This is a genomic window from Terriglobales bacterium, from assembly GCA_035561515.1.
GTDB lineage: Bacteria > Acidobacteriota > Terriglobia > Terriglobales > Acidobacteriaceae > DATMXP01.
In genome coordinates this window covers 49,698-72,115 of the sequence record DATMXP010000042.1, presented here as the reverse complement: position 1 = coordinate 72,115, position 22,418 = coordinate 49,698, and the positions used below count along the sequence as shown (strand labels likewise).

Sequence of the window (22,418 nt, the reverse complement as noted above, 5' to 3'; positions counted from 1 at the left end):
TGTTTGCTCCACCCACCAAGCGGTAAAGTGAATGAGAACGGGCCGGATGCGCGACCTTACTAGACCTCGGGACTGACTAGGGGGAGGCTGCGCGGCGAAACCGGAGAAGACTGGACAATCGAGGTCGTGGTTTGCCCGTGTACCAGAAAGCGATCCAGTACCCGATCGAGATTGGAAAGCTCCCTTAGATAGAGTTTCAGGATGAAGCAGTCTTCACCGGTGATGCGGTGGCATTCCGTGATCTCGGGAATGGACTGTGCAAGCTCTGCAACCTTATTTAGATGTCCGGGAAGCGGGCGGATTCTTACAAATGCCGTGACATGATATCCAAGCTCATTGGGGTTCAACTCCAGTCGAAACCCCGCCAGGATGCCGCTTTCCTCCAGTCGCAGCACTCGTTCCTTCACGGCCGGGTTCGACATACCGATTTTTCTGGCAAGTTTCGAGATTGGTGCCCGCGGATTCTTCTGCAGCAGGCGAAGCAACTCGATATTCTTGGGGTCGGTCAAGATCCCTTTATTTTTCATAAGAAATCGCCTCGGGAGCGAAAATATTAAGCTACATTCTAGCTTTTTCTTTAGTTATGTTCTTCCCAGCAGTCATCTGACCATGCGATTTTGAATACATGAGCGCACCCGAAAGACTCGCGTAGGGTTCGCTTGCGAAATGGTAGGCCGAATTGCTTTCACTCAGAGATTCACCGGCATAGACGCCTTACAAGCAGCTTTGCAACGTGATTGAGCTAATGCCATGGACGCAGCGCGAATTCACGTTCGATCAACCGGCTGAAGTGTTTCCTGCAATCCTGGAGCGGTTACGAGGAACACCGGTCCGAGCTGCCGACCTCGCCCTGGGAACACCGGAAGAGGTACTTGGCCAGCGCGTAAACGAACGGTGGTCTGTGAAAGATCACCTTGGCCACATCGCCGATTTGGCTGTGCTGGATGAGCAGCGACTCTGCGAGTATCTGTCTCGTGTGCCGGTGCTTTCCCCCGCCGACCTCGGCAATGGCATCACGGAATCCGGGAATCATCGCGAAACACCGATTCAGGAGGTTCTGCGAAGCATGCGTGAGGGGCGCAACAGATTGGTCGAGAAGCTGGAGCAATTGACAACGGAAGATGTGGCAACCTCAGCGATGCATCCTCGCCTTCAAAAGCCCATGCGCTTGGTGGACTGGGTGCATTTTGTGGCTGAGCACGACGATCATCACTTGGCGAAGGCCAGAAGGATGATAAGGAAAACCGGTCATGCAGTTGCGTGAGCACGCCGTCAGCAGCGCCGAGAGCGCGAAGGCGTTCTTCCATATTCCGGATGACGTGACGTATTTGAATTGCGCAAATATGGCTCCGCAACTGCGCTCGGTGACCGAAGCGGGTATGGAGGCAATGCACGCCCAACAGGCTCCCTGGGCACTCGCACCTGCACAATGGTTTTCTGGTGCCGAACGACTGCGGACGCTGGCAGCCCGGGTGCTTGGAACCGAAGCCGACGGGGTCGCATTGGTGCCCGCGGTTAGTTATGGGATCGCGATCGCCGCAGCAAATCTGCCCGTCTCATCAGGGCAAAAGATCATCTTGCTCGATCAGGAATTTCCTTCGAATGTCTATGCCTGGCGAGAATTAGCCAGCCGGAAGAGGGCGCGCGTCATTCATGTAAGGCGCCACTCCGGGACCAGTTGGACCGACGCGCTGGAGGAAGCCATTGATCGAAAGACGGCCATCGTCGCCATTCCGCAGTGTCACTGGATGGACGGAAGCAAGATCGATCTGGAGCGTGTGGGCAAACGCGTGCGGACTGTCGGCGCCGGACTGGTTATCGATGCGAGCCAATCCCTCGGGGCGCAGCGACTCGATTTAAATCGGGTGCAACCAGATTTCCTGGTGGCAGTGGGATACAAATGGCTGCTGGGCCCCTATGGTCTGGGGTACCTGTACGCCGCTCCCCAGTGGCGCGAATCGGGCACACCCTTAGAACAGTCCTGGCTAGCGCGCTCTGGAAGCGAAGACTTCAGCGCCTTGGCCACGTACACGGACGAATATCGTCCGGGTGCTCGCCGCTTCGACATGGGGGAGTTCCCGCAGTTCCTGCTCATACCGATGGCGGTCGCGGCACTGCAACAGATCCTCAATTGGGGAGTGGCACGCGTCGCGGACTCACTCGCCCCGCTGACCAACTGGCTCGCGGGATCGGCCAGCGAGGATGGCCTTTCGGTTCTTCCACCCGATCAACGATCCACCCACATGATCGGCATGCGCTATCCGAACCAGATGCCATCTGGGCTTATTGACCAACTCAAAGAGCAAAAGATCTTTGTCAGCATTCGCGGCGATTCCATCCGAGTCGCCCCGCACTTATATAACGACATTCCTGACCTGGAGAAACTGTTCGCGATTCTACAGCGCCTCCATTCTGGTCGGCGCGAAAACAAATGATATTCCGGTCGTATGTGTGGAGTTGCAGTGGAAGAGGCACGGTACGGCGTGCCTACCAACTGCGTGTGTCCCGGACATTATCGTTACGGCGTGGACGCACAAAGAAACCGGGGCTGTCGATGAAGAGAGCGAGAAGGCGTTAGTGGCAGCAATCCCGCTTGGCCGACGCGGTACGGCCGAGGAAGTTGCGAACGCTACGCTCTTCTCGCATCAGATGCCGCCAGGTTTGTTACCGGTGCGCTTTGGCTAGTGGATGGTGGTATCGATGGCACATGTAACGAGAAAATCGTGAAGATCGCACAGCGCAAGAAACACATGACCAACGCATGGAATTATGGAAGAGGAGGAAACATAAATGTCCCAAAAAGAAGCTGCCAGGGCGTTTCTAACAATGGTTGCCAATCGCAACATCAGAGAAGCCTACGATAATTTCATTTCGCCCAGATTCATTCACCACAATCAATTCTGCAAAGGGGATCGTCAGAGTCTCATGGCAGCGGTGGAACAGGCTGCAAAAAAGAACCCGAACAAGAAGCTTGAGGTCAGGAGGGTCTTTGAAGGCGGGGATACGGTGATTACTTTATCCCACGTCACACAAAATCATGACGACCCTGGCGCCGCCGTTGTCCATATTTTTCGTTTCGAAGAGAACCACGTCGCCGAACTTTGGGACTTGGGACAGCAGATCCTAAAGGACTCTCCCAACGAGAACGGAGTTTTCTGAAATCCTGGCAGGGGTGAGAAGGTGCACGAATCAGAATCAATGGGCGCACAGAAACAGTAGAATACCGCCGCTTGGGCGGCTCTAATTTTGGATGTTTGAGGAGGGCCGGTGCAGTACACAATTCTGGGTAATACCGGGCTTACGGTTTCGCGCCTTGGTTTCGGGGCGATGACGTTCACCAGCGGCAACCGAGATATAGCGTCGATTTACAAGGTTGGAGCGGAGTTGGCCGACGAGCTCGTCGGGATGGCACTTGATGCGGGCATTAACTTCTTCGATACTGCCGACGCCTACGCAAATGGCGAATCCGAATCGCTGCTTGGTGCTGCCCTCAAGAAAAAGCGCGATCAGGTTGTAATAGCAACGAAAGTTGGATTTCGCACCGGCATCCCACTGATCCAATCCGGACTGTCACGTCGACACATCCTCTGGTCTGTGGACCGTAGTCTGCAGCGACTCGGTACCGACTGGATCGACATCTACATTGCCCACCGCGAGGATCCGTTCACGCCGATCGAGGAAACTCTTGCGGCGTTGGATGCGGTGGTTCGGCAAGGTAAGGTCCGCTATCTGGGCTTCTCCAACTGGTCGGCCTGGAAGGCCGCGGCCGCACTCGAAATCCAGAAGGCGCACGGGCTTGCGCCGTTCACGCACGGACAGATGTACTATTCGCTCCTGGGTCGCGATGTAGAGCGCGACGTGATCCCGATGATGCGGCGTTACGGCCTGGGCCTGACTGTCTGGAGTCCGCTCGCTTCCGGATTTCTGAGCGGCAAGTACACCCCTGAAACCTTGGCCGATCCGAACCATCGCTATTCGGGCTTCGATATTCTGCCATTCGACAAGGAGCACGGATTCAAAGTTGTGGAGCAGCTGCGAAAGATCGCCGACAGGCATCAGGCCAGTGTCGCACAGGTTGCAATCGCGTGGCTCCTAGCCCGCAATATGGTTACGAGCGTGATGCTTGGAGCAACCAAGCAGCACCAACTTGCCGACAACCTGAAAGCTCTCGAAGTGAGGCTCTCCGACGCGGAAATGGCGGAACTCGACGCCGTCACCGCGCTTGCACCGGTCTATCCGAACTGGTTCATTCGGAACCTGACCGATCAGCCAATGATGGAAGCGCTCGACAGCTCGGGCGAACGACGACAAACTGGGTCGTAGATTTTCGCTCACGGCAAGGGTGCGTTCCGGCTGGGACCGTTGCCAGATCAGAACGGAGATTGGATTGAAAATGGTCACCATTCATCACCAACTGCTCATCGACGCGCCGGTATCCCGCATTTACGACGCGATCGCGACTGCGGACGGAATCTCCACCTGGTGGGACAGGCAAACACCGCGTCACACCGACAGCGGTCTCGTGCTGGAACACAATCCCGGTGCCGAACACGGCATCGTGCAACTCAGGGTCGTAGACCTCATCCCGAACGCTCGCATCGAGTGGGAGTGCATCAGTACACATCCGGCGCCTAGTCCCGCGTCGGTGTGGACGGGAACGCACTTCATTTTTGAGCTTGCGCCCGCTGCCGGGCAGACAAAGCTCGACTTTCGACAAACGGGATACGACGAGAGTAGCCGATTCTTCGCCTCGAATCGCGATGCATGGCGAGCCGTGCTCGAGAATTTGAAGCGTGTGGTCGAATCACTATCCCGGTGCCGGTGAGCGCAGGTCACCAAGTAGCTCCGTTTTGCCCGAAGCAGTCGCGATTTCATGACGGCTACATTTTCGGGCTTTGTGCGACGAAAGCTCGGACACGGACGTCGATTTCATCGCGAACCCTCCGGAACACGTTTAGCCGGTGCTCAAGGCTGCCGGCAGCTTCGGCCGGATCTTCGAATGGCCAATGCTCTCTTAGGCAGCGCCCCGGGAAGATGGGACATTGCTCTTTTGCGTTATTGCAGACGGTGACAACAAGCGAGACATCCTGCCCCTGATACTCGGCGACGTGCTTCGACCGCTGCCCAGAGATGTCGATGCCGACTTCGTTCATCACTTGCACTGCCAGCGGGTTGATTCCCGAAGGATTCGTTCCGGCACTATGCGCTTCAAACCTTTCAGAAGCGTAGGCACGGAGAAAGCCCTGGGCCATCTGGCTGCGACAAGAGTTTCCGGTACACAGAAACAATACTCTGGTTTTCATGCGAGTTCCTGTTGGCGCGTCGCTCCAGGGCTACAGCTCGCCATGGCTATCGATGGGACGACAAGAGTGAATTGCAATAGCGGATGAAACTGCTAGCGCGATACTAACACGATATATTTGCCTTTGCGTATATACGAATAGGTCGCTTACGATCGCGCTTAACCGGACCGTCGCGCCACCGGGACCTGGCTGTTGTAAAGCCCTGGTTGGCCGATGTCTCTGCTTTTGCGATGTGTAGCTGGCTCAGGCGAGCCGTCGACTGCACGATGAAAACGCCGTCGGCACGATGGTGCGGGGTGCTTGGGAATCGAGCCGGCTGGGTTCTCCCCATAAGCTCACCGCTTCCACCCGTCTGAATCGCGGCGCAAGAGGTATGCGCTGTTAATCACCTATTAACAATTTGGCGGGATGATGGATCCACAAATGATGGAGGTGGGAGTTATGTACGCCTGCATCCTATTAGCTGGAACCATCCTGTTACTGGGCACCCTGATCCGCCTGGTTGTGCGCAAGAACGACCCTCACCACGAATTTACAATTGAATTGTTGAACTCGATGCTCGGGACGAAGACCGGGAGAGTCGAGCGGTTTCCCGACACCAACTGGTCGGGGACCGACCAAGACTCGCCTGGATTGTTAACTGGAAGTTAAGAGTGTTAAAAGAAGGTTAAGATTTCGGTCGAGGTCTTGTGCTGCGGTTCAGGCGCTAGTACAAGGGATGCAGGAGCTTAGCCTGCATGGGGAATCACGATTTCGATCTTAAGGTCAGTTACAGCAACGACGCGCACACAACGATCATCTCGCCCGCGGGAGGCCTGGTGTTAGAGCACATCTTCCGCTTCCAGGAGAGCTGGCGCTCGGTAACGACAGAGTCCCTGGTGTTCGATCTTTCCGCCGTGAACTACGTCGACTCGGCGGCCATCGGTTCTCTCATTAACGCACAAGTATCCTGCACCAACAAGAAAAGGAGAATGGCATTAGCCGGCGTCTCCGAGCGCGTGATGCAAATGCTAAAGGTGACGCACGTAGATTCCCTATTTAAGTTCTACCCCGACGTCGAATCCGCTCAGGCGGAGGTGCGGGCTGCGGCTGCCTCCTCCTAAGCTTCACCCGACGATGCCGGTTCTATTGCTCTGCAATGCCGCCACCGCGTCCGTCTCGGTTCTGTAGACCTCGAAGGCATCACCCACCGAGTGGAGTTGCAGCATAGCTTGCAGTCCGATGGGCAACTTGACGAAGGCGATACGCCATCCCCGAGCTCGGGCCTCCATATACCGGAGCCACAGCATGCCGAGATCCCCCGTCCGGAGTTCATCCAGTTCCGATACATCCACGATAACTCTCTGGTGCCCCGGATCGGCTTCCTTCACTCTTTTTCCGATATCACTGACTTCGTTGCCGAAGTAGATCTTGCCACGACAGCGAACGAGAACACACAGCTGAATACGGCTAATGTCTGCCTGGAGGTACATCATTCACCTCTACAGGAACAAGAGTGACACGACAGTGTTAATGGAGAATGTCAGCCGGATAAATTCTGCTGTTTTGCCGAGGGTAGAAATTGTTGCAGAATATTAACCCGCTCGTCATCGATAAGAAATGGTTCACAAGTACTCTGCCATCATGGCGGAGGCGCTTGTCGATACGCTGCTGATCTCGGACCTGCACCTCGGATCAGAGGTGAGCCGGGCTCGTGATGCGCTCGATTTGATTCAGTCGCTGACATACCGGCGACTGATCCTTCTCGGCGATATCTTTTCTGATTTGAATTTCCGCCGACTCAACGGCGATCACTGGAAATTTCTCTCCTGTATCCGCAAGCTCTCAAACCCCAAACGAAAAGTGGAAGTGATATGGGTCGAAGGCAATCACGATTTTGGGTTGTCCAATGTTATGTCCCATCTGGTTGGCGTACCCGTGTACCAGCGTTTCGTATGGGAATACTCACAAAAGCGCCACCTCGCGATCCACGGGCATCAATTCGATACCTTCATAAAGCGCAATCCATACCTGGTTCGTTTCGGCGAGTTCTTTTACCACGACGTCATACAAAAGCTCGATAGGCCGAGTAAATGTGTGTCTCGATTTGTCGATCGCTTGAACACACGTTTTTCTCGCATGTCGCCAAGGATCATGAGCGGCGCACTCGCTTATGCGAAGGCCGGCAACATCAACCGAGTCTTTTGTGGCCACACACACGTTGCAGTGCAGGCGCACGTCGATGGAATTGCCTACTACAACACCGGATCCTGGATTGATGCTCGCGCGACTTACGTTACGGTCGGCGAGGAAGGAGTGAACATCTGTGAATACTCAGGGGGAATTGACCATCGTAATTCCGGCAAAGAACGAAGCCCGGAACTTGCCGTACCTGCTGACCTCTTTGATCAAGCAGGACTACCCGCTTATGCCGCATACCAGAGTGTTCGTTGCTGACGCCGGTTCGACGGACCTGACTGTCGAATCAGCCCTGCTTTTCGCAGACCGCTTGGATATTTCTGTCATATCCGGCGGACTACCGGCCGTCGGCCGCAACGAAGGCGCACGTCGCGCAACCACGCCGTACGTGCTGTTCATGGACGCCGATATCGAACTCCCCGATCCGACATTGCTTCGTCGGGCGATGGAGAAGATGAAGAACAGAAAGCTTCACTGTCTTACCTCTGACATACGTTGTAAGGGTGGGACCGCGATGGATGGATTGATGTTCAGGGGCAATAACGCTGTCCAGCACTTTGCGTCTTTTGCGAAACCCTTTGCCACCGGTATGTTTATGCTCTTTGACCGCTTGAGATTCAAGGAGTTGGGTGGCTTTGATGAGCGGGCGCTCTACGCCGAGGATTACCTGCTGAGCAAGCAGGTGTCGCCGCTGCGGTTCGGGATCGTCAAGGGGCACATTCTCACCTCAAACCGCAGGTTCCGGAAGATGGGACATCTGCGTATTGCAAGAATGTTCCTCAACACCGCTATGCACACCTTCGACCGAAGCTATTTCTTGCGAGACCACAACTACTGGAAGCACGAGTTCTGAAGGTTAGCGGCCCATAACGGGGGCCGTCGGGACGGGCGGGTCGGAAAACCTGCTGAGCTGCTCGTCATCCAAACCATTCTGTCCGACAATGTTTCTATAGAGCTCAGCACTTGGCCTGGGAGTTCGATCCTGGGTTCTGGGGTCTACTTCGTACAAGCCGAACCGCAGGGTCCATCCTTCACTCCACTCAAAGTTATCGACGATACTCCAGTGGAAATAGCCGCGGATATCGACACCCTTTTCGATTAGGGCATGCACGTTACGAAGTGTTGCGACTATGACCCAAGGCCGGATGCGGTCGGAGCGATCAGGTACGCCATTTTCAGTGATGTAGATGGGGACCTTCAGTATGGAATACGCCTGCGCAGCTGATGTGATTGCGTGCGGAAAGGCTTCGCCGTAAGGCAACTCGCAACCGTGATCGCCTTGCGGTACATCGGAAGGAACGAAAATGCCTCCGGTTTTTCTCGAAGCTGCATCCGATGGCATCTTTACATAAAGACGGTTATAGACGTTGAGTCCGACGAAATCCAGTTTTCCGGTAACTTCGGGAACTTCCGAAGCAAGCATTCTTAATGGCAATGGCATGCTTCCTGAACCCAAAAGGCCTAAAGTCGAGCGGTTAAATACAGAATCGTAGAGACCCGCCAGAAACCGATCGGGTCGCGAAGGCGTTGCCGGCCTGAACTCAACCCAGTTCGTGGCTATGCCCACGGAGGCATCCGCCTGCACAGCTTTTATCCGATCATAAGCGACCGCATGCGCCCGATGCATGTTGGTCATGACCCGAGCATATTTCCAAAGCTGATTTCGCTCGCCGGGAGGAAACTCACCGAACAGGTATCCCAAAGCGGTATATACGTTAGGTTCATTGAACGTCAGCCAATCAGAGCACAATCCGCCCATTTGGGAGACGACAAATTCAGCGAACCTGGCAAAGCGGGCTGTAGACGAGCGCCGGTTGAATCCGCCTCTCTCTTCGAACCACTGTGGATGCGTGAAGTGATGGAGGGTAATGAAGGGACGCATTCCCACACGGTGTATCTCCTCGAGCAGAGCGCGGTAACGGTAGACCGTGTCCCAACACCAAGTACCCTCCGCAGGTTCAAGTCTGCCCCAATCTACGGAAATGCGGATAGCTTTTAGTCCAAGCTCCCGGCATAACGTGAGGTCCCGTGAAGCTTCGCGCCACCACTCACAACCGTTTCGGCTCGAGTGACCTGACCGAATACGACCCGTTCTTTCCCAAGTCGCCCATTGATTCCGATTATTGTGACCTTCGAATTGATGGGCACTGGTGGATACACCCCAAAGAAATCCGCGCGGGAACGAGAGCATTCGATGGAATTATCTGCGTTTGATGTTTCGCCTTTGTTAAGACTCATCACCCTGTAACAGTCGATTCACGTTACTTTCACAAAACAGAAATGTCTGGCACTTAGCGTTACATCAAGTGATCTCACTTCGGGCATGCCGGTGCAAGAACCAACTGTTTTTATCGTCGAAGATGATAAGGAGATAGCGGGGCTTATCAAACTCAACCTGCGCTCGGCAGGAATGAAATGTCGTCATTTCTTTAGCGTCGATAAGGTGATCCAAGAAGCGCTCGTCGAACCGCCCGATCTGTTCATTCTGGACGTTATGCTCCCCGGTATAAATGGCCTTGATTTGTGCCGGTTAATTCGCAGCAACCAGAAACTCGCGCGAATTCCCGTGATCATGGCGTCAGCTAAGATTAGCGAAGATGACATGCTAGCCGGGTTCGATGCAGGGGCGGATGACTATATGACCAAACCATTCAGTCCACGTGAGATGGTGGCCCGGGCCCAGGCGGTGCTTAGGCGGTACGCTGGGCTTCCCGATCCCATGATTCAGTTTGGGCATGTAGAAATTGACTCGGCGGCGATGGTGCTACGAGTGAATCGCCTGCAAGTCCCCACCACCGCGGTAGAGTTCCGACTGCTCAAATTCCTCGTACAATCGCCGGGTCTGGTCTTCACGCGAGACCGTCTTCGCGAAGCAGTATGGGGCGATACGAGTTTCTCGAGTCGGAGGTCGGTCGACGTTTACATAAGCAAGCTCCGCGAGAAGATAGAACTCGATCCCGAGAAACCACAGTACTTGCTGACGGTGCGAGGATCCGGGTACAAATTCGTTCTTCCGCGAACAGAAATTGCCAGTTAAGAAGCCTTCTTCTTTGTTCCGAGTTTCCCGACGATAATGAAGTCAAATTGCCGGAGCGCATCTGTTTCCCTGCGTTCGGCCAGTTCAGACACTTTCTTCATCAATGAATCGGCCTGCTCGGGTTTCATGCCTTGCGTCGCTGCCCAGAAACGCGGAGGATTGAGCCAGATAGGGATCTTCTCTGATGCTGTCATGAAGTGCCTCTCAGTCGTAAAACCATATTTCGCTTCAACGCTTTGGCTTTGAGTGGCTGGGATTTCGACCGATGACACCTGCAAACATATTTCTCGCCAGTTTCAGGAAATTGTGTAGAACTGCCGAAGCAGATCCGCGCCGAGGGTTCAAAGAAGAGTAGTGAGGCGGTCAACAAGGCCGGCCAGTTGCGTCTCTACGTCGCAGGAATCAGCGGTAGTTCTTCTGCCACGCTACGCGGTGAGACCCCCTTGAACTGCGAGGATTACTCCTCGCGGTTCAACGTGGGATGTGGACCTACTCCAGTCCGAGAGCTCGCGCCATGGTATGGAACAGATCAGTCTGGTCGCTGACGCCAACGACGTTGGCGGCTTGCGGACCTTGGGCGGCGATTCGTACTTGGGAGCCGGTATGGTCCTGGGAAACGCCGTGCGCTTCGGTAGCATAACTTACGTACATGTTGGCACCATCGGCAGTGGTAAGGATGCTGACGGATCCAGGGTGCTTCGAGCCGGGATCAACAATCTGGCTGGTGTGCGCGTGATCCGCCGTCACAATGATTAACGTATCTGGGTGCAACTTCGCATATTCGAGACCCACGGCGATTGCCGCGTCGAAGGCGATCGTTTCACCGATCTGGCCGCACGGATTTTCCGCGTGATCTTGCTTGTCGATGGAGGCTCCCTCAACCTGGAGGAAGAATCCGGGTTTTCCGTTTGCCGCTCCGCTGCCGTTGCCTTCCGAGCGATCGAGTAATTCAAGAGCTTTGCGGGTCATGTCCGCGAGACTAGGTTCATTGGAGGGCCGCTGGTTTTCGAGACACCGTTGCGGACCGCTGTTACCGGGTTGCGCGAGCTGCCCCGACCACTCGAGTGACATGTTGCCGTTATTAAACAGGCCGAGGACGCGCTGTCCTTTGGAGATTGAACTAAGGGCCGCAGCATCGGCAATAACCCTGTAACCAAGAGATTGTGCGTGCTCGATGACGGTTGGGCCAGCGTCGGTTTTTTGCGCGAACCGCTGACGACCGCCGCCAAGCAGAACATCCACCTTGTGATCCACGAGCTGTTCGGCAATCGATCCTGGCCCGCCATTGGATTTCTTGTAGATTGCACAGGCGGACATGTCGGATGGGCCCTGGCATCCACGGGCGTTGACGTGTGAAGCGAGGACGGCGGGCGTCGCATCCGTCAATTCAGCGGTGGAGACATCGCCAGTAAGATACCCAGCCTGCTGGGCGAGTTCGAGAATGGTTGGGATCGGCGAGATGAAGTTGGTTCCGGGAAGGGTGGAGACGCGTCCATTGCTCGTCTTGTGTCCAGTGGACCAACCCGTGCCGCTCGCCGCGGAATCGGTCACGTAGTTCGGTAGAGATGGATCACTCTCTTCGACGGCGAAGGTGGTATAGGCTCCGGTCAAAGGCAACGAATCCATGACTAAACGTCCGGCAGCGCCCACATGATAATTACGGGCGATCGTGATTTCGGAATCGCCCATGCCATCGCCAAGAAATAGGATTACGTTTTTCGCTCTTCCTCCCTCGATGGACTGCTCAACTGTTTTGCTACGGTCGGCGGCACTGAGGTGCCCAGGAAAAGCAAGGCTAAGGATCATCGCTGCTGCGACGATGGACTGAACAACAGGTCGAATCTGCATCGTGTGTAACTCCTGCGTGTAGTCAGGCCGCAAAGGCCATGCAAGCAGAAACCGTAAACGCAGATTGTGAATGACCGTTCAAAAGGAGGTTAACGGCTGGCGAATTTCAGCAGGCAAAGGCTCTTTGCGACGTTCTTTACACAGCCAGGTCCTCATACCGGGTCAGTGAGGCTTTGGCTCAAGTGTCTTGTGGACCGCTATGGCAATGTCCTTCATCGCGGCTTCTGTTCCTTCGCACGTGTCATTCGCAAGCAGGACGTAGCCTTCCTTATCATCGGGAAAGAGAACTACCTGGCTTGTCATGCCAAACGTCCCGCCACCGTGCCACAAAATGCGGGAGCCCTGCTTGGTAGTTACGTTCCAGATCAGCGCTTGTCCGTCGTCGGTGTCTCTATACAGCAATGAATGGGCTAAGTGAATCACGGGGTCGGATTCATTAAGTTGCCATTGAACATACTTTGCCATGTCGCGTGTCGAGGAGTAGAGGCCATAGGCGGCACCGGCATTGCGTAGATGGTAAGGCATGGCATTGCCTCCGCGACTATATCCATGTACGAGGCGACCTTGCTCCGCATTGACCACGAATCCGGTCGAACTCATGTGAAGAGGCTCGAGAATATTTTGTCGGATCAGCACTTCAAAGGGAGCGTTGTAGACCACTTCAAGAGCGAAACCTATCACCTTCATTCCCAGGTTCGAATAGACCTCCTTCGTTCCAGGTCTGCTTTTCAACCGTACGGTATGTAATTCACGCAAATATCGTGATCGATCATAGGCGGAATCGCGCTCGATGAGTTTATAGGGCAAACGCTCGAAATCAGGGTGCGCGTAAAGATCGTCCGTGTCTGGCAGATCTCTCGGTAAACCTGACCGGTGGGTAGCGAGGCTACGAAGGGTGATCGGGTAACCCTCGAAGGCCAGATTGGGATAGGGTTGGGGGAGGTACTTTCTGAAGTCACCATCGAGGTCCATCCGGCGCTCTGTGACCGCCTTAGCGGCCAATACACCAGTGAACGTTTTGGTGACCGATGCGACCTCGTAAACGCTATCGGCGGAGGGCAGATCCTTGACGTTGCGCGATGTAGAGCCGTAGTTGTAGAACCTCGTTTCAGTTTCTCTAACAACAGCGATCGATAAGCCAACGTGACAGCCATTCGACATGAACTTTGCAGCGGCCCGGTTGACAGATGAATCCGTTGTCTTCAATTGGCCGCTGGTCGAAGAACGTCTCCGGGCTGGCTGAGCTTCAACCAGAACAGAATTCCCCAACCCAAGTACCGCCACGATCACAATTAATACCTGCTGTCGCGAACCTGCCGCTAGAAATCTTGTCATTTTCACCCCCCACACAATACCCGCAGCTTTGGTTGGACTCGAGACCGATCCCAAACAGCACAACCATGCAAGGAAGCTGTCCGAGGCAGCCCGAGCCATCCTCACAAGTACCAAGAGTGCCAGCCATTTCGGGAGCTTACGACAAGATCTTCTGAGGGCCGCAGCGCGCGCCTCAAGCTGACTGTGCTTTGCCGAATCATTTCCCAATCAGTTGGACAGGGTTTCGTTTCCGCTATTTGGTCGAGAGGACGAACTGATTGCCATCAACATCCTGGAACTTGGCAAATCGGCCCCAGGGTTGCTTCGTGGGAAGGACGGTGAATACCACTCCGCGCTCCTTCAGCTCTTGATACGTTCGGTCGATGTCCTCGGTCATAAAACTCACATTGGAAAACGAGCCGATCCGATCTTCCTGGCCAGGAGGAGTGAAAAGGACAATCCTGGTCTCACTGCCTGGAATGCGGAGTTCGATCCAACGCTGCTTGTCGTCGAAGGGCTGGTCAGTCAGAATCTGGAAACCGAGTTTTTCTGTGTAGAAAGCCAGAGCTTGATCTTGGTCCCGCACAGGAATGCTGACGAACTTTACCGCTTTGATCATAAACATCCTCCTCGCTGCGCTAGTGTAGGCACGAATCAAGCGGCTGAAAAGAAAATTCTCTCTCCTATAGTATTGTCTGCTATAGTAATTGAACGGATAGGTAGCTTCGATGAACTTCTTGTTAGATCCCTACATTGTCGATGTGCTCATGCGCGATCTCAGCCAACACGACCGGCGCCCCTCGGCCTTCCTTGTTTACTTATATGTATGGAGACAAACTGTCGGAATTGGCCGCAAAGAGGCTTTGCTGAGCTACCGAGAGGTCGCGGAAGGCACGGGACTGTCGAAGTCTGCCGTGCAGAGCGCCGTGAGACTCCTGAAGCGGCGCAAGCTCATTCACGTGGTGCTGAAGAACCCGACTGCGATTCCGATATACCGAGTAGAACGTCCCTGGATTCGGCGCAAGCAAAGCTAACGTCCACGCAATCTCTTCCGTTTCTGCTTCTGCAGTTACCTTTCGCTTCCCTACCGGAACCACCCAGCACTCAGCGCGACTTGACCGTACCTCCGCCTTCACTTTATTCGCGGGCAGATCGGTTTAATAGTCGAGGCGAAACCTCAGACCGGCAACATACGACCGCCCCGGCATGCGGACGCCTTCGATTTCTTCGTACCCAGTGTTGGTGATGTTGCCGATTCGGAGATACGGCGAGATATGACCAAAGCTTCTGGAAGCGGCGAGTTCCGCCAGTGGATAAGCGCTTCGTCCGGATCGGTCCGTGATACCCATCCTCGCCCGTAATCGAACCCTCCCACCAAGACAGCCAAGCCACCCCGCTGTTGCCTGATGCACTGGATAGTTGCGGATGTATTTTGAGATCAACATGCCGGTCGGCTCAACCCTCCCGTAGATCCCCGTGTATCCAAGGTCCACCTTCTGATGGCCTTGGGTAATTGCCGCGTTGATCTCAACCCCGGTCAACTGCAAGCGATCCATATTGGCCGCACGCCAGACTGAGTCGGGAGAAGCACGAACGTAGTCAATCCCGTCGCGCTCCCGGCGAGTGAAGATAGTGGCTTCTAGAACTAGACGATCATTCCATTTCTGGACGAGCCCGAGTTCATAACTCCAGGCGCGCTCCGGTTTTAAATTGGGGTTTCCGATATTGCCGGGATCCTGGTAGTAGAGGTCGGTAAATGTGGGAAGACGAAAAGCGTGGCTGACCGAGCTCTTGAGCTTGATGCGATCCGAGATGCGATAGCCCAATGAGATCTGCGGACTAAACTGGGCGTTCCCGTCCGCGTAGATCTCGACGCGCAGACCGGTTGAAAAGCTGAACCGCTTGCGGGAGGCGAAGTTCTGACTCGCATAGAACGCACCCCGGTTGCGGATGTGGTAGCCGAGATTGCTGCGGTCCATCGCGTCCCGATAAGCTTCCACTCCGTAGAACGCCGTGAGACCCTTTGCCAAGCGGTCAACCCGGCGGAAGGCGAGTTGATAGCTCTCCGTGATGTGGTCGTTCCGATAAAACGCAGGACGGTCGCGGAGCAGGACAAATTGGTCGGTGTGCCGACGATACCCGAAAGCTGCCTGAGTATGAGCCCCCAGTTCCTGCGAGCTCCCCAAAAACCAGCTTTTCGTGCGCTCCCAGGAATTGAAGTTGCCGTAAAACTGATCGGCGCCGAAGGGCCGGTCACTCATGCCTATCGATAGCGATGTCGTTCCGAGACGCGTGGCGAAACGCGCGCCGGAGGCGACCGCCAGGTTGCGGTAGTCGCGATCCTTTGTGAATCCCGACGAGAAGGCGCGCGTAAAACCTATCTGCCCGGAGACTCGTCCCTGCCAATACGCAACCGACCCATGCTGTTCATTTACCCCGAAGTTCCCTGCGGCGGTGCCCAGAACGACTTCCCTTCTGGGCGCTGCGGTAATGAAGTTGACGGCTCCGCCAACTGCGTCAGACCCGTACATCGTGGATCCGCTTCCGTGCAAGATCTCGATTCTGTCAAGTGAGGCAAACGGAAGTGGTAGATCCAGATTGTGGTGGCCACTCTGAGCATCGTTGACGCGCAGTCCATCAACGAGGACCAAGGTTTGCCCAAAGGAGGAGCCGCGGATGGAAAGATCGGCTTGGGTGCCCGGCGCCCGCTGGCGGAGGTCCACCGACGGATCAAGCCGAACCCCGTCCGCCCAGGAACCATAAAGTTCCGCGGACTCGGCGAAGTCAATCGCCCGGAGGGAGCGCTCAGAATCATCGAGGGGTATGGGCTGGTAGGTGCCGGTAACCATGAAGGTCTGTTGATCCGGCGCAATTTTCGTTAAGGTCTCCGGCTTGGTGGAGCAATTTTGTTGGGCGTCAGCACCCAACGGTGACAGCAACAGGAACACGAACAGCCTGATCGAGCGTTCCCCCAGACTCATGCCCGTCCTTTCTAGAGATCATCTTGATTAGCGATGCTTCGGGTCAGTTGGTGAGTATGAGCCGCAGCCGCCATCCGTATTGGAGAACCGATCCGCTCCAACCGCGAGTTCGTAATGAACCACCCGAGGCTCGGGAAAGCACAAATACTTGTAGTCCTCTTCATAGTAGACCGGCTTGCTGATGTCCTTCGAACCAGTAAACAACCGGATCGCTTCGTAGGATTCCCAGATGGAGAGTACGAAGAACTCGGCAACGCCCGATGCCACCCTTCGCAGTACAAGGGCGCTTACGTGCCCAGGCGTGTCCCGGTACCTTGGGACGGCTGTCTGTTCGATATGCCGCAGATATTCATCAGCAGCTTTCTCCATCGTGATACCGTGCCATACTCTGGCGATCAGCATTACTCCTCTACTCCGTCAACGGCTCAGGCCATAAGACGGTGTCTCAACTTTTCACGTTTCCGCGGTCTGCGGTATACCGCCCCACCCGAACGGTTTTGATGCCGGAGAGGCATTCGCTAAAGTCGGTTAGCAGCTACTACGCACCAGGCACGCGTTTTGTACCATTGAGTCCAACTTTCTTGTGGAAGTCTGGACGGTGCAAGGTCGACGCCATGGCGATCAGAAAAGGGCTGCTCCATAGCATCGCTGGTAAGCAGAGTCCTTCAGTAAATCCCTCATCCGGCGATTTCCGGCACCTCCTTCATGGAATGGTTTATCTTCGCTTTCATGCGCAGGGCTGATGGAGGCTGGCAGTGACTCCCAGCCCTAACCGCGCGTGCAGGTTCTGCTGAGGCGGAGCCAGCAACGGCTCCCCTTGTCCTGAACACGCCTTCCTCATCGCAGCGGGAGTGAATCAGGCGGGCTCGGTCCGCATAGGAACGAAAGCGGTACAGTTAAGGAGCATCGAATCGATGGACAACCCGAGACTTTTTAGAATGCCGTTCGCGAGCGTTTACCCACATTACATCACCAAGGCGGAGAAGAAAGGTCGTACCAAGGAGGAGGTACATGCCATCATCTACTGGCTCACGGGCTACGATGAAGCGACGCTGCAACAACAAATCAACAACAAGGTCGACCTCGAGACATTCTTCGGCCGGGCACCACGGATCAACCCGAACGTGTCCAAGATCACCGGCGTGATCTGCGGTCATCGCGTGGAGGAGATCGAGGATACGCTCATGCGACAAATCCGTTATCTGGACAAGCTGGTGGATGAACTGGCCAGGGGAAAGGCCATGGACAAGATCCTGAGGAAGTGAGCAGGGTGGGGATGGGAATCCGCAAGATCATCCACGTCGACATGGACGCCTTTTACGCTTCGGTCGAGCAGCGCGATCACCCGCGTTTGCTCGGCAAGCCAGTGATTGTGGCCTGGAAGGGTAAGCGTTCCGTCGTCTGCGCTGCTTCGTATGAAGCCCGTCGGTTCGGCGTACATTCGGCCATGCCGGCCATCCAGGCACAGCGGGTATGCCCGGAAGCCGTGATGGTGCCGCCGGATTTCACGCGCTATCGGGCGGTTTCGCGAGCGGTGCGCGGGATCTTGAAGCGGCACACAGATCTTATCGAGCCCCTGTCACTCGACGAGGCGTATCTGGACGTGACCGAGAACAAAACCGGCCTGGCGACGGCAACTCTGGTTGCACGAACGATTCGTGAACAAATCCGACAAGAGCTGAAGCTTACTGCCTCCGCCGGCGTAGCCTCGAACAAATTCCTGGCCAAACTCGCCTCGGACTGGCGCAAGCCGGACGGATTGTTCGTGATCCAGCCGGAACAAATCGAGGCCTTTCTGCTGCCGCTGCCGGTCGGGCGCCTGCCCGGAGTGGGCAAAGTCACCGAAGAGAAGCTGGCGTTACTCGGAATCAAGACGGTGCGCGAACTGCGAGGCCTAGAGCTCCCTGCCCTCGAAAATCTGTTTGGCAAGTATGGTGTCCGCCTGTACGAGCTGGCGCGTGGCATTGACGACCATCCGGTGCTTCCTGACCGGGCCACGCAATCGATTTCCGTCGAGGACACGTTCGACGATGACGTGCCGCTTTCGGAAACCGAGTCCATGATCCGCAGCCTGGCAGAGAAGCTCTGGCTTGTTTCGCGCAAAGAGCCGCGGGTCGCGCGCACCGTGGTCCTCAAGCTCAAAACAAGCGAGTTCAAGCTCCTTACGCGCAGTTACACGCCGGTTGCTCCCCCATCCTCTTGCGAAGAGCTGACCGAGATCGCGCTGAAGCTGCGGGCACGAGTGCACCTTGGCGCGCGGCAGCGCTATCGGCTAGTCGGTGTAGGTTTGAGCAACTTCCGCGAGCCGGCGAAGCCGGGCACTCAGCCGGGACTCTTCCCCTGATCGTCCAGTGACCATGGCAGCGAAGACGCATCAATCCGCAGCAGCACCGCTGGTCGCCTGCTGCTTCATCATCTCCTGCATGGTTTTCTTCATTTCTTTCGCCGTCGGCTCCGCCTTGTGGGTACCGACCATCCAAGTGTAACCGTCCGGATCGACCACGGTGCCGCAGCGGTCGCCCCAGAACATGTCCAGTACAGGACCCTGGCGGGTTGCGCCGAGCTTCACCGCTTTTTCGACGACCTTATCTACATTCTCCACGTATATGTAGAGGGTTGCCGGAGACGCGCCAAGGCTTTTTGCGCTTCGGCTTCCGGTCGCAGGATTCTCCGGACCCAGCATCAGGGTTGTACCCCGCAAGGTGAGTTCGGCGTGAACTGGCTTTCCACCTGGCCCGTTCATGATGCCGCGTTTCGCGAACCCGAAAGTCTTTTGATAGAAGGTTACCGCTGCCGGAATATCCGCTACCGTGAGGGCTGCGGAGACGGCGCTGTACTGTTTGCGGTTGAGAGGATCAATCTTCTTCTTTGCCATACTCGCTCCTCTTTGTGCGGCTGACATTCTAGCGCGAAAAAGAGGCGCATGCCGCAGTCCCTGGCAAACGGTTCGCTCTCGCTGGCTTGACGCGCTGGTGATTCGGCGAGGACAGGCCGCGCGAGAAGCTCTCCGAGGAGGAAAGCGCGCCGGCATGATCTTGTTCCACTGAATGTTGCCCTATTCAGGGATGTACTGACCCTTGGTTGATCCGATCGGCTAAACTTATCTCTGCTCCGGCGGTAGTCAACACCCGAGAACCCATCCTGCCCTCTGGAGAGAACGCGGCTTGAAGGCAAAACGTCCCCTGGCCCATAGCACTGCCGCCCCACTCCAGCGCCTCGCGCAAGCGCGCGCCGACGATGAGGCGCGCACTATTCCCTGGCAGCGCCTGGCTGCCACCCGCACACACTACATCGAGTGGCTGGAGTTCTGCCTTTGGGTACGCTCGATCACCGAAGCTGAACGGGGCATGCCCGAGTGGCTCTCCACGATTGTGAACGAGCGCTGTCCGGGCTTCGTCCCGGGCGAGAAGGGAGGGGCATCCATTCCCCTTTTGGGGCCACGCCTAGAAGACTGGATGAACGAGCACATCTTCGGCTTTGCCAGAAGAGAAGGATGGTTTAACGCGATCGAGTTCTATGCCGTTCGCGATTCGCGCTATCAGCGCGCCGAAGTCTGTTGGTCCGAGTGCGTCACCAGGTGGACGCACGCCCGGCCGATTCGCTATCCATCGTTTGAGGAATGGCAGGCAATGGCGGCGGCGTGCAACGAGGCCTCGCATCTGGTTCCGGAGCAACGAAAGGCACAAGCCTCCGCCAGACTGGTTGGTCCCGAGCGCTTACAGGAGGCCATCACCCGCTACCTCGACTGGGAGGCGTTCGCGTATTGGGCGCGACCGGCATTGGAACATGGCCTCCCCCTTCCCGCTGAAGTGAAGGCAGAGTTGGAACGCCGCTGTCCCAGCTTCCTCGCGCGATCGGTTGATACAGAGAAGATACCCGGTGATCGTATTATGGAAGATCTGATGGCATGGATCGCCGAGCGCTTCTTCACCGACGCTCAGGCGGAAGGTTGGTTCGATGTGTTACTCATCGGCGTGCGGCGGCACCCCCGCGCCATCCGCACCATGGAATATGCGGATCACTGCGACGAGATCAGAGGGCTGACCCTGCCGGTGCCGTATCCGTCTTTCGATGACTGGCGCAGCCATGCGGACGCCTACGTTGAGGTCAAAACCGACTAGGCGCATACCTGCTGCGCTCTCCCATTCACTGCTCGCCGCGCCGCCACGTTCTTGGCAATTTCACAGGATTTCACGTGCCGGAAATAGGCATTGCCGGCAATCTTCTTCCCGCACTCGCAGGCGCGAATACTTAACGCGTGCTTTTGAGCGCGCGGGGTAACGGCGCTGCGGGTGGCAGACTGGGGAACGCCATATTCGTTGACCAGCCATTTCCCCGTTGCCGGATCAAGTAGAGAAAGACTGATCTCGTTGCCATGCTTCCTGCAGAATTCCTCGAACTGGCGGTCGGTTACAAACGGATCGACGATCTTCAGGATGCCGGCACAGATCAGCCTCTGGACCTCTTCGACCTCCACTCCGAGGATGCTGGCCACTCGCTCCCAGGAGTAGCCTTCCTCGCATTTCTCCCGAACGGCCGCCCATCGTGCCTCGGCGCCGGCGTCGAGGCTCGCGCGCCGACTCTCCAGGAAGCCGACGAACGAGCCAGTCGTAACGCGGGGATCGCGCACACGCAACCGGCCGGTGCCAATCAGGGAGCGAATTCTTTTCGGGCTAACCCGCAACAGCTTGCGCAACGAACGCAGCGACCAGCCGTCGGTGACTTTGGCGCTCATGCCCAGCGCGGCCATGCGGAAGCGTACCGCATGCTCGGAACGTCTCAGCCGAAGCGCAATCTTCTTTACCGGCTCATAGCCGGCCCAGTTCAGCAGGTGATCGTCATCGGTGGCCGTCCACGCCCGCGTGGCCCCGCGATGACGCGGCGCTGGCTCGGTCGGTTCAGCGGCGGCAACGCTTGTGGCGGACGCAGAAGCGAACTCAGGCAGTCGGCGGAGTTGGCGCAGGCGGCGCCAGCAGTTACCGCGGGTCCATTTCGGAACCAGCTGCAGGACTTTGTTGATCGCCACGCTCTTTCCGGCAGGTCCCATCTTGATCCCGGCGATCAGCAGGCGATCAATGGCGGGTAGAAGTTTGGCGTTGATCTTAGCTCGATTCGCCTTTAGCCCCAAAGTGTCGGACATCGCACAGCTCGCAAAAGATATGCAACCGGTTGGGTAGAGATCTCTGAACTACTGTAAAAACCATCTTGGAACATGGTGTAGCGACGTCACCCCCGATTGCTCATTGAATGCGGCGGAATTGGGTAGCCGATGCTTGAGCAATACAACCTCCTGGCTCAGGGGTTTTCGGCAGTGAAGGCTCGGACCATGATGGTTTCGGTGGCGCTTTCCAAATTCGCGATGTAAGTCGGTCGACTCGAAGGAACAGTGGTTCGAATCCAGGTGTCGATGTGGTCGGAAACGCGGGCAGAACGGGGTTCCAAAGCGCGGCTTGGCGGTGCTTTGGGCTGCACTGCCGAGCAACGCGCTTAGCGCACTCCCGTCCGCAATCCAGGCTGACGGAGCTCCGTCGCCCCTTCATCCACAGAAATCGGAGCCAGAAAGTCTGCCCTCGAATCAGCAAATAACATTGGCTTGCTTTGGATTGCCAGCGAATACTGTTTTTCCTGGACTCGGTTCCATCTCGGCAACGAGCGTCACCGTACAGTTTCGTAATCACGATGGATAGCAGCGTGCCCATACCCAGCCCCTCACCCAAGTTGGGTAGATCAACCTTATCGTGGCGTACTTTATAAAGA

General features: G+C 56.1%; 25 protein-coding genes. 13 read left to right on the top strand and 12 right to left on the bottom strand.

All coding sequences use genetic code 11. The annotated features are described in order from the left end of the window. Positions 1 to 59: 59 nt before the first annotated feature. Positions 60 to 527 carry an Lrp/AsnC family transcriptional regulator gene (locus VN577_18765; GenBank protein ID HWR16877.1) on the bottom strand — a complete coding sequence of 156 codons (468 nt, stop codon included), beginning with the start codon at positions 525 to 527 and terminating at the stop codon, positions 60 to 62. Between the two features lie 206 nt (positions 528 to 733). Here VN577_18765 and VN577_18760 point away from each other — a divergent pair, with 206 nt between their 5' ends. The 5 genes from VN577_18760 to VN577_18740 all read left to right on the top strand — a co-directional run bounded on the left by VN577_18760 (position 734) and on the right by VN577_18740 (position 4,825). Then, positions 734 to 1,264 (top strand): DinB family protein, encoded by a 531-nt coding sequence (locus tag VN577_18760; protein ID HWR16876.1) that lies wholly within the window; start codon positions 734 to 736, stop codon positions 1,262 to 1,264. Beyond that, complete coding sequence (locus tag VN577_18755; protein ID HWR16875.1) at positions 1,251 to 2,435, top strand: aminotransferase class V-fold PLP-dependent enzyme; 1,185 nt, start codon at positions 1,251 to 1,253, stop codon at positions 2,433 to 2,435. Before VN577_18760 ends, VN577_18755 begins: the two co-directional genes overlap by 14 nt. A 355-nt stretch (positions 2,436 to 2,790) precedes the next feature. Further along, positions 2,791 to 3,159 carry a nuclear transport factor 2 family protein gene (locus VN577_18750; protein HWR16874.1) on the top strand — a complete coding sequence of 123 codons (369 nt, stop codon included), beginning with the start codon at positions 2,791 to 2,793 and terminating at the stop codon, positions 3,157 to 3,159. A gap of 108 nt (positions 3,160 to 3,267) precedes the next feature. After that, complete coding sequence (locus VN577_18745) at positions 3,268 to 4,323, top strand: aldo/keto reductase (GenBank protein HWR16873.1); 1,056 nt, start codon at positions 3,268 to 3,270, stop codon at positions 4,321 to 4,323. 70 nt (positions 4,324 to 4,393) lie between these two features. Then, positions 4,394 to 4,825: an SRPBCC domain-containing protein gene (locus tag VN577_18740; GenBank protein ID HWR16872.1), complete on the top strand. Its 432-nt coding sequence runs from the start codon at positions 4,394 to 4,396 to the stop codon at positions 4,823 to 4,825. A gap of 55 nt (positions 4,826 to 4,880) precedes the next feature. On the opposite strand, the gene VN577_18735 is transcribed toward VN577_18740, so the two are convergent. After that, positions 4,881 to 5,303 (bottom strand): arsenate reductase ArsC, encoded by a 423-nt coding sequence (locus VN577_18735; protein HWR16871.1) that lies wholly within the window; start codon positions 5,301 to 5,303, stop codon positions 4,881 to 4,883. 737 nt (positions 5,304 to 6,040) lie between these two features. Here VN577_18735 and VN577_18730 point away from each other — a divergent pair. Continuing rightward, positions 6,041 to 6,406: an STAS domain-containing protein gene (locus VN577_18730; protein HWR16870.1), complete on the top strand. Its 366-nt coding sequence runs from the start codon at positions 6,041 to 6,043 to the stop codon at positions 6,404 to 6,406. A 3-nt stretch (positions 6,407 to 6,409) separates the two neighbouring features. Here VN577_18730 and VN577_18725 read toward each other — a convergent pair whose 3' ends face one another. Then, on the bottom strand, positions 6,410 to 6,778 hold the full coding sequence (locus VN577_18725) for an STAS domain-containing protein (protein ID HWR16869.1): 369 nt from the start codon (positions 6,776 to 6,778) through the stop codon (positions 6,410 to 6,412). Between the two features lie 124 nt (positions 6,779 to 6,902). On the opposite strand from VN577_18725, the gene VN577_18720 reads away from it, so the two are divergent. Then, positions 6,903 to 7,739, top strand: coding sequence for a UDP-2,3-diacylglucosamine diphosphatase (locus tag VN577_18720; GenBank protein HWR16868.1), 837 nt, complete (start codon positions 6,903 to 6,905; stop codon positions 7,737 to 7,739). After that, a complete protein-coding gene (locus VN577_18715; GenBank protein HWR16867.1) occupies positions 7,627 to 8,334 on the top strand; it encodes a glycosyltransferase in 708 nt (235 codons plus the stop codon). The genes VN577_18720 and VN577_18715 overlap by 113 nt, the downstream gene beginning before the upstream one ends. A 3-nt stretch (positions 8,335 to 8,337) precedes the next feature. Here VN577_18715 and VN577_18710 read toward each other — a convergent pair whose 3' ends face one another. Beyond that, positions 8,338 to 9,672 carry a family 1 glycosylhydrolase gene (locus VN577_18710; GenBank protein ID HWR16866.1) on the bottom strand — a complete coding sequence of 445 codons (1,335 nt, stop codon included), beginning with the start codon at positions 9,670 to 9,672 and terminating at the stop codon, positions 8,338 to 8,340. A gap of 132 nt (positions 9,673 to 9,804) precedes the next feature. Between VN577_18710 and VN577_18705 the strand changes: the two genes are divergently transcribed. Further along, complete coding sequence (locus tag VN577_18705) at positions 9,805 to 10,518, top strand: response regulator transcription factor (GenBank protein ID HWR16865.1); 714 nt, start codon at positions 9,805 to 9,807, stop codon at positions 10,516 to 10,518. On the opposite strand, the gene VN577_18700 is transcribed toward VN577_18705, so the two are convergent. The 4 genes from VN577_18700 to VN577_18685 form a co-directional block, all read right to left on the bottom strand. Next, positions 10,515 to 10,712, bottom strand: a complete 198-nt coding sequence (locus tag VN577_18700; protein HWR16864.1) for a hypothetical protein — start codon at positions 10,710 to 10,712, stop codon at positions 10,515 to 10,517. The genes VN577_18705 and VN577_18700 overlap by 4 nt on opposite strands. 295 nt (positions 10,713 to 11,007) lie before the next feature. Next, on the bottom strand, positions 11,008 to 12,366 hold the full coding sequence (locus tag VN577_18695) for an alkaline phosphatase (GenBank protein HWR16863.1): 1,359 nt from the start codon (positions 12,364 to 12,366) through the stop codon (positions 11,008 to 11,010). Between the two features lie 162 nt (positions 12,367 to 12,528). Then, the gene (locus VN577_18690; GenBank protein ID HWR16862.1) at positions 12,529 to 13,701 is read right to left on the bottom strand and encodes a serine hydrolase domain-containing protein; all 1,173 of its coding nucleotides are present in this window, start codon (positions 13,699 to 13,701) and stop codon (positions 12,529 to 12,531) included. Positions 13,702 to 13,933: 232 nt separating this feature from the next. Next, complete coding sequence (locus VN577_18685; GenBank protein HWR16861.1) at positions 13,934 to 14,299, bottom strand: VOC family protein; 366 nt, start codon at positions 14,297 to 14,299, stop codon at positions 13,934 to 13,936. A 109-nt stretch (positions 14,300 to 14,408) separates the two neighbouring features. On the opposite strand from VN577_18685, the gene VN577_18680 reads away from it, so the two are divergent. Next, complete coding sequence (locus VN577_18680; GenBank protein HWR16860.1) at positions 14,409 to 14,714, top strand: hypothetical protein; 306 nt, start codon at positions 14,409 to 14,411, stop codon at positions 14,712 to 14,714. Positions 14,715 to 14,837: 123 nt separating this feature from the next. Here VN577_18680 and VN577_18675 read toward each other — a convergent pair whose 3' ends face one another. Together VN577_18675 and VN577_18670 are read right to left on the bottom strand one after the other, a co-directional pair. Beyond that, complete coding sequence (locus VN577_18675) at positions 14,838 to 16,661, bottom strand: TonB-dependent receptor (protein HWR16859.1); 1,824 nt, start codon at positions 16,659 to 16,661, stop codon at positions 14,838 to 14,840. A 27-nt stretch (positions 16,662 to 16,688) separates the two neighbouring features. After that, complete coding sequence (locus tag VN577_18670) at positions 16,689 to 17,063, bottom strand: hypothetical protein (protein HWR16858.1); 375 nt, start codon at positions 17,061 to 17,063, stop codon at positions 16,689 to 16,691. Positions 17,064 to 17,599: 536 nt separating this feature from the next. Between VN577_18670 and VN577_18665 the strand changes: the two genes are divergently transcribed. Further along, on the top strand, positions 17,600 to 17,926 hold the full coding sequence (locus tag VN577_18665; protein ID HWR16857.1) for a DUF2200 domain-containing protein: 327 nt from the start codon (positions 17,600 to 17,602) through the stop codon (positions 17,924 to 17,926). 11 nt (positions 17,927 to 17,937) lie between these two features. Further along, entirely contained in the window at positions 17,938 to 19,005 is a 1,068-nt protein-coding gene (gene dinB / locus VN577_18660) for a DNA polymerase IV (protein ID HWR16856.1), read from the top strand. 30 nt (positions 19,006 to 19,035) lie between these two features. On the opposite strand, the gene VN577_18655 is transcribed toward dinB, so the two are convergent. After that, the gene (locus VN577_18655) at positions 19,036 to 19,536 is read right to left on the bottom strand and encodes a VOC family protein (GenBank protein HWR16855.1); all 501 of its coding nucleotides are present in this window, start codon (positions 19,534 to 19,536) and stop codon (positions 19,036 to 19,038) included. 289 nt (positions 19,537 to 19,825) lie between these two features. On the opposite strand from VN577_18655, the gene VN577_18650 reads away from it, so the two are divergent. After that, positions 19,826 to 20,782, top strand: coding sequence for a hypothetical protein (locus VN577_18650; GenBank protein ID HWR16854.1), 957 nt, complete (start codon positions 19,826 to 19,828; stop codon positions 20,780 to 20,782). Here VN577_18650 and VN577_18645 read toward each other — a convergent pair. After that, on the bottom strand, positions 20,779 to 21,801 hold the full coding sequence (locus VN577_18645; protein ID HWR16853.1) for a hypothetical protein: 1,023 nt from the start codon (positions 21,799 to 21,801) through the stop codon (positions 20,779 to 20,781). The genes VN577_18650 and VN577_18645 overlap by 4 nt on opposite strands. Positions 21,802 to 22,418: the final 617 nt, after the last annotated feature.

Excerpts from the sequence above, each read along its gene's own strand:
- dinB (HWR16856.1), top strand. The coding sequence starts at position 17,938 with ATGGGAATCCGCAAGATCATCCACGTCGACATGGACGCCTTTTACGCT.
- VN577_18700 (HWR16864.1), bottom strand. The coding sequence starts at position 10,712 with ATGACAGCATCAGAGAAGATCCCTATCTGGCTCAATCCTCCGCGTTTC.
- VN577_18685 (HWR16861.1), bottom strand. The coding sequence starts at position 14,299 with ATGATCAAAGCGGTAAAGTTCGTCAGCATTCCTGTGCGGGACCAAGAT.
- VN577_18670 (HWR16858.1), bottom strand. The coding sequence starts at position 17,063 with ATGCTGATCGCCAGAGTATGGCACGGTATCACGATGGAGAAAGCTGCT.
- VN577_18680 (HWR16860.1), top strand. The coding sequence starts at position 14,409 with ATGAACTTCTTGTTAGATCCCTACATTGTCGATGTGCTCATGCGCGAT.
- VN577_18720 (HWR16868.1), top strand. The coding sequence starts at position 6,903 with ATGGTTCACAAGTACTCTGCCATCATGGCGGAGGCGCTTGTCGATACG.
- VN577_18740 (HWR16872.1), top strand. The coding sequence starts at position 4,394 with ATGGTCACCATTCATCACCAACTGCTCATCGACGCGCCGGTATCCCGC.
- VN577_18645 (HWR16853.1), bottom strand. The coding sequence starts at position 21,801 with ATGTCCGACACTTTGGGGCTAAAGGCGAATCGAGCTAAGATCAACGCC.
- VN577_18725 (HWR16869.1), bottom strand. The coding sequence starts at position 6,778 with ATGATGTACCTCCAGGCAGACATTAGCCGTATTCAGCTGTGTGTTCTC.
- VN577_18655 (HWR16855.1), bottom strand. The coding sequence starts at position 19,536 with ATGGCAAAGAAGAAGATTGATCCTCTCAACCGCAAACAGTACAGCGCC.
- VN577_18750 (HWR16874.1), top strand. The coding sequence starts at position 2,791 with ATGTCCCAAAAAGAAGCTGCCAGGGCGTTTCTAACAATGGTTGCCAAT.
- VN577_18710 (HWR16866.1), bottom strand. The coding sequence starts at position 9,672 with ATGCTCTCGTTCCCGCGCGGATTTCTTTGGGGTGTATCCACCAGTGCC.
- VN577_18675 (HWR16859.1), bottom strand. The coding sequence starts at position 16,661 with ATGAGTCTGGGGGAACGCTCGATCAGGCTGTTCGTGTTCCTGTTGCTG.
- VN577_18735 (HWR16871.1), bottom strand. The coding sequence starts at position 5,303 with ATGAAAACCAGAGTATTGTTTCTGTGTACCGGAAACTCTTGTCGCAGC.
- VN577_18730 (HWR16870.1), top strand. The coding sequence starts at position 6,041 with ATGGGGAATCACGATTTCGATCTTAAGGTCAGTTACAGCAACGACGCG.
- VN577_18705 (HWR16865.1), top strand. The coding sequence starts at position 9,805 with ATGCCGGTGCAAGAACCAACTGTTTTTATCGTCGAAGATGATAAGGAG.
- VN577_18765 (HWR16877.1), bottom strand. The coding sequence starts at position 527 with ATGAAAAATAAAGGGATCTTGACCGACCCCAAGAATATCGAGTTGCTT.
- VN577_18665 (HWR16857.1), top strand. The coding sequence starts at position 17,600 with ATGCCGTTCGCGAGCGTTTACCCACATTACATCACCAAGGCGGAGAAG.
- VN577_18690 (HWR16862.1), bottom strand. The coding sequence starts at position 13,701 with ATGACAAGATTTCTAGCGGCAGGTTCGCGACAGCAGGTATTAATTGTG.
- VN577_18695 (HWR16863.1), bottom strand. The coding sequence starts at position 12,366 with ATGCAGATTCGACCTGTTGTTCAGTCCATCGTCGCAGCAGCGATGATC.
- VN577_18755 (HWR16875.1), top strand. The coding sequence starts at position 1,251 with ATGCAGTTGCGTGAGCACGCCGTCAGCAGCGCCGAGAGCGCGAAGGCG.